The sequence below is a fragment of the Nonomuraea antri genome (assembly GCF_013283785.1).
In the GTDB taxonomy this organism is placed as follows: Bacteria; Actinomycetota; Actinomycetes; order Streptosporangiales; family Streptosporangiaceae; genus Nonomuraea; species Nonomuraea antri.
The window spans coordinates 24,434-39,292 of sequence record NZ_JABCPZ010000008.1 but is presented as its reverse complement, the minus strand read 5'-3'; the positions used below and the strand labels follow the sequence as shown (position 1 = coordinate 39,292).

Here is a 14,859-nt window from a genome sequence, read left to right as displayed (position 1 = left end):
CGAGAAAAGATGAAATGGGGAGCGCAAGTCGCCCTGCATACTTTCCTGGGGGTTTGCCCCTGGGCGTCCAGAGGAATTTCACATCTATGCTCGCTCTGGCCACACGCTTCCTCAGGGAGCCGGTCAGTCTCCGGCTGACCGAAGAGTTCCTGACCGTGCCCGTGGACACCATCGACCGCTGTGTGGCCGATGCGTGCGCGTGCGCGCAGCATCTCGGCATCAAGGCGACACCCGAGATCGTCGAACGCATCGCCCGTGAGCACCTGCTCGCGATCGTGAACTCCGCGCCTCCGCCGCGAAGTCCCCGCTGAGTCCCCGCTCGACCCCTACAGGACGGCGCGCGGGAAGCGTGCCTCCGCCACCACCTCCCCGATAACATCGGGGTCACCAGGCCGCGTTCTACGCACCGTTTCCGCCTGGAATACGAGAGAGTGAGGGCGTGCGCCGACACCGACGAGATCCCCGGGAGAGCACCCCGCCCGACGACGTGTTCAAGGAGATGGTGCAGGCGGCCCGCGAGCTGCTCGCCGTGCGCAGCCCACTCGACGCGGAGTTGATGGTGTCCGACATGATCGGCGCCTGGTGGGGCAGGCGGGTCCGGGGCGGCGACGTCGAGCAGGTGCTGGGCGAAGGGCTGGTCGACTACGCCGCCAAGGCGGGCACGCCGGCGTCGCTCACGCTGCTGATCTGCCTGGCCTACCTCGGCACCGCGCGCCAGGGCGCCAAGGCCGAGGGCGCGGCGCTGGCGATGATGGAGTCCGGCGTGGCCAGGCCGGGCTGGGCCGACCGGGTGGGCGCGGTCAAGCCGACCGGCTGCTACGTCTCCCGCGACGCCTACGGCGACCAGGACACCGTGATCTGCACGTTCGCCTACAGGAACGCCGAGGGCGCGGGCCCCGCGATCGGCGAGCCTGGCGCCGACAGGCACGCGCTGGTCGTGGTGGTCGACTACAATATGTCCGGCATGGCGCGTGACGCCTGGGTGTCGTCCCAGGTCGACAAGCTGCTCGAACAGGCGCGCGCCGAGGCGGCGGGCAACCCGATGCTGCTGTTCGAGGAGATCGAGCCGCAGCAGGCCAGGGCGCTGCTCGAATCGGCCATGAAGGCCACCAGGGAGCCCAAGACCCCGCCGCCGGTCAGCGAGAGCTACAGCGCCTACCACGCCTTCGCCCGCGCCAGGCTGAAGGCGCTGCCGCCGGGCCGCAAGCGTCCGGCGCCGCTGCGCATCGAGGCGCCCTACAGCAGGGAGCGCCGGGCCATGCTCGCGGCCGAGTTCCTGGCCTCCGACGCGGCCGAGCACCTGTCCGACCCGTCGGCGGCCTCGCGCTGCGCCGACCACATCATCGGCTACGGCTGCGAGCAGGACTTCAGCCGTCCGCTTCGGGTCAGCCCGACCAAGTGCGAGACGTTCCTGCTCGACTGGCTGCCGCGCAAGGTCATGCTGAGCGAGGCCGAGCAGGAGGCCATGCCGCACGTGCTGTCGGCGTGGGTGCGTTTCGCCGCGCACCGCACCGGCCTGCCCGAGCAGGGGCTCAAGGCCACGCTCGACGCGGTGTGGGAGGCCACCGGCAAGTTCCCCGAGGCCTACCGCGACCCGACGTCGTTCGGTCTCGACCGGCCGCTGCTGGAGCGGCTGCTGCCGGACGGCGACCTGTCCGCGCTGGCCAGGCGGGTGTTCGCGTTCCCGTACCTGCAGGGCGTGCACAACGGCATCGACCTCGACAAGCTCGACCCGGCCGACCAGGCCGACCGGCGCACGCTGCTGGAGATCGACCACGGCGGCCTGATCGACCAGGAGCACCTGGCCTGGCACGAGGAGATCGCCACCCGGCTGTGGGACGGCGACCCGCCGCAGCTCTGGGAGGCCGCCCAGCGCCTGCTCGACCTGGGCCACGACCGCCACGACGTGCTGCACGTGCTGATCGAGATCGCCGAGCGCATCGGCGGCGACCCGGACGAACTGGCCGCGGCCCTCGACGACATCGCGGACATCCCGGACGAGATCTAGAATCTTCTTCTATGGCGATGTACACCCGCCTGGCCGCGGGACGTTACCTGGCATCGGAGCACACGCAGGGTCCATGGGATCCGGGCACCCAGCACATGGGCCCGGTCACCGCGCTGATCCTGCACGAGCTGGCCCGCGCGGAGCCGCGTCCTGGGCTGGAGCTGTCGCGGCTGGCGGTGGAGGTGTTCGCGCCCGTCCCCATCGGGGAGCTGGAGATCGGCGCCGAGGTGATCCGCGACGGCAAGCGCGTGCAGTGCCTGACCGCGAGCGTGCGCGCGGGCGGGCGGGAGTTCGCCAGGGCGACCGCCTGGCGCATCCGCACCGCGCAGACGCCGTCGACCGCCGCGCCAGAGCCGCCCGCGCCGGTGCCGCCGCGTCCCGCCGACGCCGGCGACTCGTGGCTGGCCTCCGGGTTCGGCTACGGGCGCGCGCTCGACTGGCGGTTCGTCAAGGGCGAGCCGATGGGGCTCGGCCCGGCCACCGTCTGGGGCAGGGTCACCGTCCCGCTGGTCGACGGCGAGGAGATCACCCCGCTGGAACGCCTGGCATTGTTCGCCGACAGCGGCAACGGGGTCAGTTTCGCCCTCGACTTCCAGACCCACCTGTTCGTCAACGTGGACCTGGTCATCTCCCTGTTCCGCGCCCCGGTGAGCGAGTGGATCTGCCTGGACGCCGCCACCGCCATCGGCCCCGCCGGGCGCGGGCTGACCACCTCGGCGCTCTTCGACGAGAAGGGACAGGTGGGCACCGCGAGTCAGACGTTGTTCGTCGCGCCGAGGTAGCCACTGACGCCATGATGGGGTCATGGTGATCGACCTCAACGCGGATCTCGGCGAGGGCTTCGGCATCTGGCGGCTCGGTGACGACCTCGCGCTGCTCGACATCGTCACGAGCGCGAACGTGGCCTGCGGCTTCCACGCCGGCGACCCGGTGACGATCAGGCGCACCTGCGCGGCGGCGGTCGACCGGGGCGTGGCGATCGGCGCCCAGGTGTCCTACCGCGACCTGGCGCACTTCGGCCGCAGGGAGATGGACGTCGAGCCGGAGGAGCTGTGCGCCGAGGTGCTCTACCAGCTCGCCGCCGTCGACGGCATCGCCAGGGCGATGGGCGGGCGGGTGTCGTACGTCAAGCCGCACGGCGCCCTGTACAACCGGATCTGCCGCGACGAGGTCCAGGCGGCGGCGGTGATCGAGGCGGTGGCCGACTACGACAGGAGCCTGCCGGTGCTCACGCTGCCCGGCTCCGCGGTGCACGCGGTGGCCGCGGCCGAGGGCGTGACCACCGTGAACGAGGCGTTCGCCGACCGCGCCTACACCCCGCAGGGCACGCTCGTCCCGCGCCGGCAGGCCGGGGCGGTGCTGCACGACGCGGTGGCGGTGTCCGCCCGTGCGCTCCAGATGGCCGTGGAAGGCTCCGTGACGGCCGTTGACGGGAGTTCCGTCCCTATGTCCGCCCGGTCCCTGTGCGTCCACGGAGACACGCCTGACGCGGTCGGGCTGGCCCGTGCCGTGCGCAACGACCTGCTGGCGGCCGGGGTGGTCCTGCAGGCGTTCACGTGACGTCCGTCGCGGGCGAGCCGGTGATCAGGGCGGCCGGCGAGCACGCGCTGCTGGTGGAGACCGGTTCGCTGGCGCTCTCGCACCGCCTCCACGCGGCGCTGCGGGCCCGCAGGCCGTCCGGGGTGACCGACATCGTGCCAGGGCCTGAGACGGTGCTGGTGGTGGCGCCGGGCGCCGATCTGGCGCGGCTGCGCGCCAGACTGGCCGCCGACTGCCTGGCCGCCGCCGGCGGCGCCGGTCCGCGGGAGGAGGGCGTCGGGGCGGCCGTGACGATCCCGGTCGTCTACGACGGCGCCGACCTCGAATCCGTGGCGGCGCACGCCGGGCTCGCCGCCGACGAGGTGATCTCCCTGCACACCGGGCGCGAGCTGGTGGTGGGCTGGCTCGGGTTCGCGCCCGGGTTCGCCTATCTGACCGGGCTCGACCCGCGCCTGCACGTGCCCAGGCTCGACACGCCACGCACCTCGGTGCCGGCCGGTTCCGTGGCGGTGGCCGGGCCCTACTCGGCGGTCTACCCGTCGGCGTCGCCTGGCGGGTGGCGGCTGATCGGGCGCACCTCGCTGCGCGTGTGGGACGTGACGGCCGATCCGCCGTCGCCGTTCCGTCCGGGGACCCGGGTGCGGTTCGAGCGCGCATGATCGAGGTGCTCGCGCCAGGACCGTACGCGACCGTGCAGGACCTGGGCCGGCCCGGATACGCCCACCTGGGGGTGCCGAGGTCCGGCGCGGCCGACCCGGTGAGCCTGCGGCTGGCCAACCGGCTGGTGGGCAACCCTGAGGACCTGGCCGGCGTCGAGCTGACGTTCGGCGGGGCGCGCCTGCGTTTCCCGGCCGGGGCCTGGATCGCCCTGACGGGGGCGCCGCTGGGCGTGCTGACCGGCGCGCGCGTCGCCGCCGGGATGGGCGTGCCCTGCTGGGTGCCCGCAGGGGCGGAGCTGCGCTTCGGCGTGCCCCGTTGGGGGCTGCGCACCTATCTCGCCGTGCGTGGCGGCGTCGCGGTCGAGCCGGTGCTCGGCAGCAGGTCCACCGACGCGCTGTCGGGTCTCGGCCCGCCGCCGCTGCGGGCGGGCACGCTGCTGCCGGTCGGCCCGGTGGCCGGGCTCGCCGACATCCCGGTGGACCTCGCGCCGCCGCCCGGGCCGCCGCCCGCCGTGCTGCGGGTGCTGCCCGGGCCGCGCGACGACTGGTTCACGTCCGGCGCGCTGGAGTCGCTGTGCGCGGCGCCGTACGAGGTGAGCCAGGACAGCAACCGCGTCGGGGTACGCCTGCGCGGCCCCGAGCTGACCAGGGCCAGGCGCGGCGAGCTGGCCAGTGAGGGCATGGTGACCGGGGCGATCCAGGTGCCGCCGAGCGGCCAGCCGATCGTGTTCCTGGCCGACCATCCGCCCACCGGCGGCTACCCGGTGATCGGGGTCGTGCGCGCGGCGGACCTGCCGATCGCCGCCCAGCTCCGCCCGGGCGACCGGGTGCGCTTCCGCCTCCGGTCAGGGGCCTGAGGCGCTGAGCGCGACCGTCGGCGAGAGCCCGGCCGCCCGTACGGCGGGGTAGAGCCCGGCCAGCGAGCCGATGACCACGACCGCGGCCAGACCGCCGCCGACCGCCCAGGGCGGCACCAGGGTGGGCAGGCCGTTGGCGAGCGCGTACCCGAAGGTCACCAGCGTGCCGAGGGCCAGCCCGGCCACGCCGCCGAGCCCGGACAACAGCAGCGACTCGGCGAGGAACTGGGCGCGGATGTGGCCCCTGGTGGCGCCGAGCGCCCGGCGGAGCCCGATCTCCCTGCGCCGTTCGAGCACGGAGACGACCATGGTGTTGGCCACACCCACGCCGCCGACCAGCAGCGCGACGGCGCCCAGGCCGAGCAGCAGGTTGGTGAAGGCGCCCGCGGTGGCGGCCCGCGCGGCCAGCGCGTCCGACGGACGGCTGACGGTCACCTCTTCCGGGTACTCCGGGTTCACCGTCCGCGGCAGGACGCTCCTGACCGACTCGACCGACTCGGGCGTGGAACGCTCGTACAGCGTGGTCGGGTGGCCGTCGAAGGCCAGCAGGTCGCGCGCGGCCGTCCAACCGACCAGCGCCGCCCGGTCGATGCCGGGGGCGAGCGGCACCGGGTCGAGCACGCCGAGCACGGTGAACCAGCGCCCGCCCAGCCAGACCTGGGCGCCGGCGGCGCCGACGCCCAGCCGTCGCGCGGCCAGGGAGCCGAGCACCACGGTGGGGTAGCGCTCGCTGGCCGGGGTGAACCAGGAGCCGGCGCGCACCCGGCCCTGCACGGTCTCCAGCAGCCCGAGCGTGGCCGCCCGGACGGAGATCCCGCCGGTCCTGTCGGCCGGGACGCGGTCGGTGCGGTAGACGTGCGGCTCCAGGTCGCCGGTCGCGGCCACCGTGTGGACGGCGTCGATCCTGCTCACCATGGACACCGACGGCTCGGGCAGCTCGGCGTCCGCGCCCGCCAGGGTCTGGCCCGCCTTGACCGTGAGCAGGTTGGTGCCCAGCTCGTCGAGCCTGCGCAGCAGGTCGGCCTGGCTGGAGGAGGAGATGCCGACGACCGCGACCATGGTGGCGATGCCGATCGCGATGCCCAGCGAGGCCAGCGCCACGCGGGCGCGCCGCACCCGGAGCCCTGCCAGGCCGACCCTGAGCAGGTCGCGGGCGGCCAGCCGGGACGGCGTCACCGCGACCACGCCGGGCTCCTCACGTCGGAGACGATCCGGCCGTCGCGCACGCCGACCTGCCGGCTCGCCGCGGCGGCCACCTCCGGCTCGTGCGTGATGATCACGATGGTGGTGCCGTCGTCGTTGAGCGTCCTGAGCGCGTTGAGCACCTCGGCGCCCGAGGCGCTGTCGAGGTTGCCGGTGGGCTCGTCGGCGTAGAGTATCGCCGGTTCCCTGACGACGGCCCTGGCCACGGCGACGCGCTGTTGCTCTCCGCCGGACAGCTCGTGCGGCCGGTGCGACAGGCGCCCGCCCAGCCCGACCCGCTCCAGCGCGAGCGCGGCCCGCCGGCGGCGCTCGGCCAGGGGCACGCCGGAATACAGCATCCCGTCGGCCACGTTGTGGAGCGCCGACACGCCCGCGGCCAGGTGGAACCGCTGGAAGACGAAGCCGAGCAGCGAGGCGCGCAGGCCCGACAGGTCGCGGTCGGGCAGTCGGGCGACGTCGTGCCCGGCGATGAGTACGCGCCCCGAGGTGGGCCGGTCGAGCACGCCCATCAGGTGCAGCAGCGTCGACTTGCCCGAGCCCGACGGGCCGACGACGGCCACCAGCTCGCCGGGCAGGATGTCCAGGTCCACGCCGCGCAGCGCGGTCACACCGCCTTCGTAGGTCTTCACCACGTTCTCCAGCCGGACCATGGGCGTCACACGGGCGGCGTTCACGCCGGCGGGTCCGGGATCCGCGTCGGTGGGTCGAGGGTTCGTGTCGGCGGGTCCGGGGTTCATGTGAGGGGCGTCGGGGGTGCTCATGTGGTGGGCACCTCCACGCGCCGGCCCGCGCGCAGGCCGGCGCCGGAGACCTCGACGCGGCCGCCGGCGAAGATCCCGGCCGCGACCGGCACGACCCGCGTGGCCGCGCCTTCGACGACCTCGACGCCGTAGCCGCCCTCGCGCAGCGCGAGCAGTGCCTCCACCGGTACGGACAGCACGTCACGGCGGACCTCGCCGCGCAGCTCGACGCTGACCGGCGCCTGGTCGAGCGACCTGGCCCGGGCCGGGTCGTCAAGCGTGATGCGCACCTCGACGGTGGGCGTGCCGTCCTCGCCTGTCGGCTTGGCCACGGTGCCGACCTCGGCGATCCTGCCGGTGAGCCATGGCTCGCCGGGCAGCCGCAGCCGTACCGGGGCGTCCCGCACGGCCAGGTTCTGGCGGCCGGCGTCGAGCCGGACGGTCACGACGGGCTCGACCCCGGTGACGGCCAGCATGCTCTGACCGGCTCGCACCGGCGCACCGACGGGGACTCGCAGTTCCTGGACGCGTGCCTCACCGGGCAGGAACACCACCTGGTCCCGGCCGGCCGCGCCGGTCACGGGGAGCCCGGCGTCGTCCTGCCAGGCGCGTACGGCGGTCCTGGTGGCCAGGTCGAAGTGGTCGTCCACGGTGAGCCGGTGGCCGAGTGCCCGCAGGTTGCGTTCCAGATGGCGGACGTCCGCGCCGTCGGCCACGCCGAGTTCGAGCGTGCGGTGCATCGGTTTGGGCCCGTACATCAGGACCACGGGGTCGCGGTCGACCTCGTAGAGCTCGCCGCCGCGCCGTATCACCGCGCCCTCGGCGGGCAGCGCGGTGAGCGTGCCGGACGCGGAGTTGACCACCGGCCTGGCGGCGCCGTGGCCGAGCACGCCGCTCACGGTCAGCGTGTCGACCAGGTCACCCCGCTCCACGGCCGCGGTGGCGGCGGCCGGTTCCGCCGTGCCGCCCATCCCGGCGGCGCTCTCGTCCGCGGTGCTCGCCTCGTCGCCGACGGAGGAGGTGAGCCGGACGGCGGCGGCGCCCACGCCGAGCAGCAGCGCCATGGCCGCCGCCGACGCGATGAGGCCCCTCTTGCTCATCGCGCCCCCTCGCCCGGCGCGCCCTGCCCGCTCATCGCCCTGTCCGCTCATCGCGCCCCGCCGGGTCCACCGCCGCCGGGCAGTTTGCTCGCGCAGGTCTTGTTCGCCGCCACGTACTGGGGTGAGTCGGTGGCGGTCTTCGGCTCCATCACGATCTCGCCGTCGGCGCCGGCCTTCGGGTCGGGCAGGTCGACGCCGTTCTCACGCATGCACGCCGCATAGGCCAGGTACTTGTCCATCACCCCCGCGTCGTCGGCGTTGGGCCGGTCACCGGCGGCCGGCTGGACGTGCTGGCGGCACGCCTGCTGGGCCTTCTCCAGCGTCTCCTGGCCGACGCCGGTGTCGGCGGCGCTCAACCGGCCGCTCTCCCGTGGATCCCGCACCGGCACGCCGTTCTCGCGCATGCAGGTCATCCACCGGGCCAGGCTCTCCTCGGCGCCTCCCGTGGACGACGCCGCGGCCGTTCCCGTCTGTCCCGGAGTACCCGCACAGGCCGACACCGACAGGAGGGCAGCGGCGCAGAACAACCTGATGGACCCTCGTGGTCTCATCCTCGATCACCTCCGCGCCCACCCTCCCGGCCGAAGCTGACCGCGGCCTTCCTGTCCGGCGGAAAGAAGGCTGACCGTTCAGTCGGCGGCGGGCAGGCGAATCCGGAAGGTGGCCCCGGGGCCCGGGTCGGCCTCGGCGGCGCCGCCGTGCGCGGTGGCGAGCGCGGCGACGATGGCCAGCCCCAGGCCGCTGCCGCCCTCGTCGCGCGAGCGGGCCTTGTCGGCGCGGTAGAACCGCTCGAACACCCGCTCGGCCTGCTCGGGGGTCAGGCCAGGGCCCTGGTCGGCGACTTCGAGCACGACCGCGGGCGCGCCGTCGTCGAGCCGTCCCTCCAGCAGCCGCACCTCGACGGCGGTGCCCGGCGGCGTGTGCCGCAGGGCGTTGCTCAGCAGGTTGCCCATCACCTGGCGCAGCCGTGACTCGTCGCCGATCACCAGCGGCGCGTTCTCGCCCTCGACGATGAGGTCGATCTTCCTGTCGCGCGCCAGCAGCGCCGACTCCTGCACGGCCTCGGCGGCGACCGCCAGCAGGTCGACGCGGTCCCTGCGCAGCGGCCTGCGCTGGTCGAGGCCGGCCAGCAGCAGCAGGTCCTCCACCAGCAGGCTCATCCTGGCGGCCGCCCGGCCGATCCTGGCGACCAGCTCGTCCTCGCCCTTCTGGCGCCTGAACAGGTCGGCGAAGCCGCGGATCGCGGTCAGCGGGGTGCGCAGCTCGTGGCCGGCGTCGGCGACGAACCGCCGCATGTACGACTCCGAGGCGGCCCTGTCCCGGAAGGCGGACTCGATCTGGGCCAGCATGCCGTTCAGCGCCCGGGCCAGCCGCCCCACCTCGGTACGCGGGTCCTCGCCCTCCACCCGGTGCGACAGGTTGCCCGCGGCGATCACCTCTGCCGTGCGCTCGATCTCCGCCAGCGGCCGCAGGCTCCCCCGCACGACGAGCACGCCGGTCGCGGCCACGATGGCCACCACGGCCAGCGCCACGATCGCGTCGATCCAGGCCATCTGGGCGACGGTCTCGTCGACCTGGGCGAGCGGCATGGCCACCAGCAGCCCGCCGTCGGCGAGCACCCGCCAGCGGCCCACGGTCGAGCTGCCCGGCGGCAGGTTCTCCGGCAGCGCGGCCTCGAAGGCGGGGTCGGCGTTCCTGGAGCGCGCCACCACCGTGCCGTCCGGGCCCAGGCGCAGCACCGAGACATCGCTCGGCACGTACACCAGCAACTGGCCCTGCGGGCTCGGCCGATCGTCGCGCATGTCGTTGTGCAGGGTCTCGGTGACCCGTCTGATCTGGTCGTCGACCCGGTCGAGCAGGCGGTCGCGCAGCAGCAGCACGCTCGCCGCGCTGATCACCAGGGCGGCCACCGTGACCAGCAGCATCACGGTTACGGTGAGCTTGGCCCTGAGCGAGATCCTGCGCCCCGTCACTGGGGCGGCCTGAGCACGTAGCCGACGCCGCGCAGGGTGTGGATCAGCCGGGGGTCGCGGTGGTCGACCTTTCTGCGCAGCGCCGAGACGTACTTCTCCACGATGGAGTCGTCCCCGCGGAAGTCGTAGTGCCAGACGTGCTCGAGTATCTGCGCCTTCGACAACACCCTGCCGACGTTGAGCATGAAGTAACGCAGCAGGTTGAACTCGGTCGGCGAGAGCTGGACCGGCTCACCGCCGCGCCAGGTCTGGTGGCTCTCCTCGTCGAGCTCGATGTCGGCGAACGTGAGCCGGGTCGGCTGCGTGGGGGTGCCGTCGCCCAGCCTTCTGAGCACGGCCCTGATCCTGGCGACGACCTCGTCGAGGCTGAACGGCTTGCTCACGTAGTCGTCGCCGCCCAGGGTCAGCCCCCTGATCCGGTCGTCGACGGAGTCGCGGGCGGTCAGGAACACCACCGGGGTGCGGTCGCCGCCCGAGCGCAGCCGCTTGATCACCTCGAATCCGTCGAGGTCGGGCAGCATCACGTCCAGGATGATCAGGTCGGGCCGGTGCCGCAGCGCCGCCTCGGCCGCGCCCATGCCCTTGGCCAGGCCGGTCACCTCGAAGCCGGAGAAACGCAGGCTGGCGGCGAGCAACTCGCGGATGTCCGGCTCATCCTCGATGACGAGCAGCCGCGCCTCCGGCCGCCTGACGGTCTCGGCCACGCCGTCACCCCCGCTTCGTCCGCCGGCCTCGCCGATCATCATCATCGGCGAGGCTGACGAAAACCTGAAGGTGCGCTGACCGTCAGGTCAGGGCCGGTTCACAGCTCGACGCGGCCGGTGACGCAGGTGACCACCGAGCCGCCGACCCACACGTCGCCCTCGGCGTCGGTGGAGATGCGCACGCGGCCGGACCGGCCCAGCACGGTGCCCTGGGCGGCCGTGTACGGCGCGGTGGCCAGGCCCGCGCCCAGCAGCCACTGGGCCAGCGACGCGTTGAAGCTGCCCGTGACCGGGTCCTCGACGTCGGGCGTGAACACCCGCACCTCGAAGTCGGCCGGCCCGCCGGCTTCGAGGTGCGGCCCGGCCACGCCGATCGGCAGGTCGACGTCCCTGGGACGCAGTGCGAGCACCGCGCCGGCGTCCCTGAGCAGCACGCCCACCCAGCCGGGACCGTTGTCGGCCCACGCGGCGGCCACGATGTCGGAACGCGCGATGCCCAGCGCGGTGGCCACGCGTTCGGCGGTGGGCTCGTCCAGCGGGCCGGAGCGGCGCAGCGGCGGCGCGGCGAAGGCCAGCCCGTCGCCGGTCCTGCGCACTCGCACCAGGCCGACCTCGCACTCCTGGACGATCCGCGCCGCGTCACGCGGCACTCCCCCGGCCTCCAGCCAGGCGTGGCAGGAGCCGAGGGTCGGGTGTCCGGCGAAGGGCAGCTCGCCGGAGGTGGTGAAGATCCGGACCCGGTAGTCGGCGCCGGGGGTGGTGGGCGGGAGCAGGAAGGTGGTCTCGGACAGGTTCGTCCAGTTGGCGAAGCGCCGCATCTCCTCGGTGGTCAGCCCCTCGGCGTCGTGCACGACGGCGAGCGGGTTCCCGTGGTACGGCGTGGCCGTGAACACATCGACCTGACGGAAGGCACGTGACATGCCGGCGAGTCTGTCAGAACCCCCCGAGCTCTGTCATAACCCCCGGACCCCCCTACCTTGTCAGAACTCTCCCGAACGTCGCAGATCGGGCGGGCGGCCGTCGGGGTCCACGGCCAGCCGGTACAGCGGCATGGCCAGCCTCCTGCGCAGGCGGCCGATCTCCGGGGCCGGGTGCGGGCGCAGCCGTCCGGGCGGTCGCGGGCCACGGCGTCCGCCCCGGTGCCACGACTCCAGGCGCTCGGCGGAGGCGGCGAACGCCTCGAACGCCACCACCGGGTCACACAACTCATCGAGCCCCTCGGGGAAGGCGCCGTCGTCGCAGGGGTCCCCCTCGGCGCGGTCGAGGTGTTCGGCGGCCATGGTCAGCCGCAACTCCCTGGCGAACCTGCGGGCCCCGCCCGGCGGCCGGGGATCGGGCCGCTCGTCGATGACGGCGCAGCTCAGCTCGGAGTCGTTCGTCCAGGACCGCAGGTTGACGTTGTCGGAGCCGACCGAGGCCCACACGTCGTCGACCACGCACACCTTGGCGTGCACGTACACCGGCGTGCCCGCGTGGTTCTCCAGGTCGTAGACCGCCACCCGGTCGCCGCCCGCCTGACGCAGCCTGGCCAGCGCGTCGGCGCGGCCGATGAGGCTCGCCGGCCCGGCCAGCCAGCCGTCCTGGTCGGGGTGACGCGGCACCACGATGATCATGCGCAGGTCCGGCTCGCGCTCCAGCGCCTCGGCGAACGGCTCGACCACCTCGGTCGACCACAGGTACTGGTCCTCCAGGTAGACCAGCGACCTGGCGTTGCGCAGCACCTTGCGGTAGGCCCGCGCCACGCTGCGCTCCCCGCGCCTGGCGAACGGATAGGGCCTGCGCCGGTACGGGTAGGTCCGCAGCAGCTGCACGGCGTGCGGGCCCACCGGGGCGGGCGGCGGTCCCGGCGGGGGCAGCGGCGGCATGTCGTCCATGCGTTCCAGGTGGTCGCGCAGCCGCCTGATGGGCTGCCTGGTCTCCGGCGCCGGGTCCTCCCAGCGTTCGCAGAAGATCTTCTCCACCTCGGCCACGGCCGGACCGCTGATCGACACCTGGGCGTCGTGCCAGGGCGGGCGGGCGCCGTACACCCGGGGCATGGGCGCGGCCTGCGGGTCGCCGTGGTGCGCGGCGTCGTCGCGGCGGCTGTGGCACAGGTCGATGCCGCCCACGAAGGCCACGTCCCTGTCGGGTTCGCGGTCGTGGCGCAGCACGACGAACTTCTGGTGGTGCGAGCCGCCCGGACGCACCCGGGTGTCGAGCAGGGCCTGGCCGCCGGCCGCCTCGACGTCCTCGCCCAGGTGCCGGTTCTCGGCCGCGCTGAAGCGCAGCCGGTCCAGGTGCGAGCGCCAGATCAGGCCCCTGACCAGCGCGCCGCGCTCGGCGGCGAGCGCCAGCACCCTGGCCACGCCCGGGCCGTCGTCGGTCAGCCGTTCGTCGGGGTCTCCGCGCCAGTCGGCGAACAGCAGCAGGTCGTCCTTGCCCAGCCGGTCCACCCTCGCCTTGAGCTCGGCGAAGTAGCAGGCGCCGTGCACGAGCGGCCGCACCAGGTTGCCGGTCGTCCACGCTTCCAGCCGGGTGTCGGGGTTGTCCCGTTCCTCCGCGGTGAGGAACCAGTCCTCCAGCTTCACCCGCCCCTGGCTACCCGGCAGCCGATGCTGTAACCGCCGCAGGTCTTTCCCCGATCACCTCCGGTGCGCAGACTGAACACTGTGACGGACTTCGATCTCCTCGTCATCGGCACCGGGCCGGGCGGGCAGAAGGCGGCGATCGCGGCGGCGAAACTCGGCAAGCGGGTCGCCGTGGTCGAGAAGCGGAACATGATCGGCGGCGTGTGCATCAACACCGGCACGATCCCCTCCAAGACCCTGCGTGAGGCGGTCCTCTACCTCACCGGTCTCAACCAGCGCGAGCTGTACGGCGCGAGCTACCGGGTCAAGGACGAGATCACCGTCGCCGACCTCGGCATGCGCACCCAGCACGTGATCGGCCGCGAGATCCAGGTGATCCGCAGCCAGCTCGGCCGCAACCACGTCACCGTCCTGATCGGCACGGGCCGCTTCCTCGACCCGCACACGATCGGCATCTCCGGCGACGACGACAAGGGCGAGAAGAAGGTCAGCGCGGACAAGATCGTGATCGCCACCGGCACCACGCCGGCCCGACCGGCCACCGTGGAGTTCGACGACAGGACGGTCATCGACTCCGACGCCATCCTGCGGCTCGACCGGGTGCCGGAGACCCTGGTCGTGGTGGGCGCCGGGGTCATCGGCATCGAGTACGCCTCGATGTTCGCCGCGCTGGGCACCAAGGTCACGGTGGTGGAGCGGCGCGACAGGATGCTGGAGTTCTGCGACCTGGAGATCGTCGAGGCGCTGAAGTACCACCTGCGGGACCTGGCCGTGACGTTCAGGTTCGGCGAGAACGTGGCCGCGGTCGAACGGCGCCCGCGCGGCGCGCTGACGATCCTGGAGAGCGGCAAGAAGATCCCCGCCGACTGCGTCATGTACTCGGCCGGCCGCCAGGGCCAGACGGGCGAGCTGTGCCTGGAGGCCGCCGGGCTGAGCGCCGACGACCGGGGCAGGATCGCGGTGGACGAGAACTACGTCACCGCCGTGCCGCACATCTACGCGGTCGGCGACGTGATCGGCTTCCCCGCGCTCGCCGCGACCTCGATGGAGCAGGGCCGGGTGGCCGCGCAGCACGCCTGCGGCGAGCCGGTGGCCGACATCCACGACCTGGCCCCGATCGGGATCTACACGATCCCGGAGATCAGCTTCGTCGGTAAGTCCGAGGACGAGCTGACTCGCGACAGGATCCCGTTCGAGGTGGGCGTCTCGCGCTACCGGGAGCTGGCCAGGGGGCAGATCATCGGCGACTCGTACGGAATGCTCAAGCTGCTCGTCTCCTCCGAGGACCGCAGGCTGCTGGGCGTGCACGTGTTCGGCACGGGCGCGACGGAGCTGGTGCACATCGGCCAGACGCTGATGGGCTGCGGCGGCACCGTCGACTACCTGGTCAGCGCGGTGTTCAACTATCCGACGCTGGCCGAGTCGTACAAGGTGGCGGCGCTGGACGCGATGAACAAGATGCGGGTGATCGCCCGGCTGACAGCTGAGCTGTGAAAATAGGGAAATATC

The 14,859-nt window shown here is 73.3% G+C and carries 15 protein-coding genes; 7 read left to right on the top strand and 8 right to left on the bottom strand.

Annotation, left to right across the window (positions count from 1 at the left end; genetic code table 11):
• Nucleotides 1-86: 86 nt before the first annotated feature.
• The 6 genes from HII36_RS04320 (at nt 87) to HII36_RS04295 (ending at nt 5,063) form a co-directional block, all read left to right on the top strand.
• Nucleotides 87-311: a hypothetical protein gene (locus HII36_RS04320; protein ID WP_173521713.1), complete on the top strand. Its 225-nt coding sequence runs from the start codon at nt 87-89 to the stop codon at nt 309-311.
• A gap of 188 nt (nt 312-499) precedes the next feature.
• Complete coding sequence (locus HII36_RS04315; RefSeq protein WP_217369163.1) at nt 500-2,008, top strand: hypothetical protein; 1,509 nt, start codon at nt 500-502, stop codon at nt 2,006-2,008.
• An 11-nt stretch (nt 2,009-2,019) separates the two neighbouring features.
• The gene (locus tag HII36_RS04310) at nt 2,020-2,790 is read left to right on the top strand and encodes a thioesterase family protein (RefSeq protein ID WP_173521712.1); all 771 of its coding nucleotides are present in this window, start codon (nt 2,020-2,022) and stop codon (nt 2,788-2,790) included.
• 22 nt (nt 2,791-2,812) lie between these two features.
• Entirely contained in the window at nt 2,813-3,568 is a 756-nt protein-coding gene (locus HII36_RS04305; protein WP_173521711.1) for a LamB/YcsF family protein, read from the top strand.
• Nucleotides 3,565-4,206: a 5-oxoprolinase subunit B family protein gene (locus HII36_RS04300; protein WP_328807585.1), complete on the top strand. Its 642-nt coding sequence runs from the start codon at nt 3,565-3,567 to the stop codon at nt 4,204-4,206. The genes HII36_RS04305 and HII36_RS04300 overlap by 4 nt, the downstream gene beginning before the upstream one ends.
• Nucleotides 4,203-5,063: a 5-oxoprolinase subunit C family protein gene (locus HII36_RS04295; protein WP_173521710.1), complete on the top strand. Its 861-nt coding sequence runs from the start codon at nt 4,203-4,205 to the stop codon at nt 5,061-5,063. The genes HII36_RS04300 and HII36_RS04295 overlap by 4 nt, the downstream gene beginning before the upstream one ends.
• On the opposite strand, the gene HII36_RS04290 is transcribed toward HII36_RS04295, so the two are convergent.
• The 8 genes from HII36_RS04290 to HII36_RS04255 form a co-directional block, all read right to left on the bottom strand.
• Nucleotides 5,052-6,248, bottom strand: coding sequence for an ABC transporter permease (locus tag HII36_RS04290; RefSeq protein WP_173521709.1), 1,197 nt, complete (start codon nt 6,246-6,248; stop codon nt 5,052-5,054). The genes HII36_RS04295 and HII36_RS04290 overlap by 12 nt on opposite strands.
• Nucleotides 6,236-6,916, bottom strand: coding sequence for an ABC transporter ATP-binding protein (locus HII36_RS04285; RefSeq protein WP_173521770.1), 681 nt, complete (start codon nt 6,914-6,916; stop codon nt 6,236-6,238). Before HII36_RS04285 ends, HII36_RS04290 begins: the two co-directional genes overlap by 13 nt.
• A 107-nt stretch (nt 6,917-7,023) precedes the next feature.
• The gene (locus HII36_RS04280) at nt 7,024-8,106 is read right to left on the bottom strand and encodes a peptidoglycan-binding protein (protein ID WP_173521708.1); all 1,083 of its coding nucleotides are present in this window, start codon (nt 8,104-8,106) and stop codon (nt 7,024-7,026) included.
• A gap of 47 nt (nt 8,107-8,153) precedes the next feature.
• Complete coding sequence (locus HII36_RS04275) at nt 8,154-8,510, bottom strand: hypothetical protein (RefSeq protein WP_173521707.1); 357 nt, start codon at nt 8,508-8,510, stop codon at nt 8,154-8,156.
• Between the two features lie 225 nt (nt 8,511-8,735).
• Nucleotides 8,736-10,031: a sensor histidine kinase gene (locus tag HII36_RS04270; RefSeq protein WP_173521706.1), complete on the bottom strand. Its 1,296-nt coding sequence runs from the start codon at nt 10,029-10,031 to the stop codon at nt 8,736-8,738.
• 44 nt (nt 10,032-10,075) lie between these two features.
• Entirely contained in the window at nt 10,076-10,783 is a 708-nt protein-coding gene (locus HII36_RS04265; RefSeq protein WP_328807584.1) for a response regulator transcription factor, read from the bottom strand.
• 98 nt (nt 10,784-10,881) lie between these two features.
• Nucleotides 10,882-11,703, bottom strand: a complete 822-nt coding sequence (locus HII36_RS04260; protein WP_173521705.1) for a PhzF family phenazine biosynthesis protein — start codon at nt 11,701-11,703, stop codon at nt 10,882-10,884.
• A gap of 60 nt (nt 11,704-11,763) precedes the next feature.
• Nucleotides 11,764-13,350: a phospholipase D family protein gene (locus HII36_RS04255; protein ID WP_173521704.1), complete on the bottom strand. Its 1,587-nt coding sequence runs from the start codon at nt 13,348-13,350 to the stop codon at nt 11,764-11,766.
• 81 nt (nt 13,351-13,431) lie between these two features.
• Here HII36_RS04255 and sthA point away from each other — a divergent pair, with 81 nt between their 5' ends.
• Nucleotides 13,432-14,844 carry a Si-specific NAD(P)(+) transhydrogenase gene (sthA, locus tag HII36_RS04250; RefSeq protein ID WP_173521703.1) on the top strand — a complete coding sequence of 471 codons (1,413 nt, stop codon included), beginning with the start codon at nt 13,432-13,434 and terminating at the stop codon, nt 14,842-14,844.
• Nucleotides 14,845-14,859: the final 15 nt, after the last annotated feature.

Bases quoted from the DNA above. Each gene is read 5' to 3' on its own strand.
- HII36_RS04320 (WP_173521713.1), top strand. From the start codon at position 87: ATGCTCGCTCTGGCCACACGCTTCCTCAGGGAGCCGGTCAGTCTCCGG.
- HII36_RS04315 (WP_217369163.1), top strand. From the start codon at position 500: ATGGTGCAGGCGGCCCGCGAGCTGCTCGCCGTGCGCAGCCCACTCGAC.
- HII36_RS04310 (WP_173521712.1), top strand. From the start codon at position 2,020: ATGGCGATGTACACCCGCCTGGCCGCGGGACGTTACCTGGCATCGGAG.
- HII36_RS04305 (WP_173521711.1), top strand. From the start codon at position 2,813: ATGGTGATCGACCTCAACGCGGATCTCGGCGAGGGCTTCGGCATCTGG.
- HII36_RS04295 (WP_173521710.1), top strand. From the start codon at position 4,203: ATGATCGAGGTGCTCGCGCCAGGACCGTACGCGACCGTGCAGGACCTG.
- HII36_RS04285 (WP_173521770.1), bottom strand. From the start codon at position 6,916: ATGGTCCGGCTGGAGAACGTGGTGAAGACCTACGAAGGCGGTGTGACC.
- HII36_RS04280 (WP_173521708.1), bottom strand. From the start codon at position 8,106: ATGAGCAAGAGGGGCCTCATCGCGTCGGCGGCGGCCATGGCGCTGCTG.
- HII36_RS04275 (WP_173521707.1), bottom strand. From the start codon at position 8,510: ATGCGCGAGAACGGCGTGCCGGTGCGGGATCCACGGGAGAGCGGCCGG.
- HII36_RS04270 (WP_173521706.1), bottom strand. From the start codon at position 10,031: ATGCTGCTGGTCACGGTGGCCGCCCTGGTGATCAGCGCGGCGAGCGTG.
- HII36_RS04260 (WP_173521705.1), bottom strand. From the start codon at position 11,703: ATGTCACGTGCCTTCCGTCAGGTCGATGTGTTCACGGCCACGCCGTAC.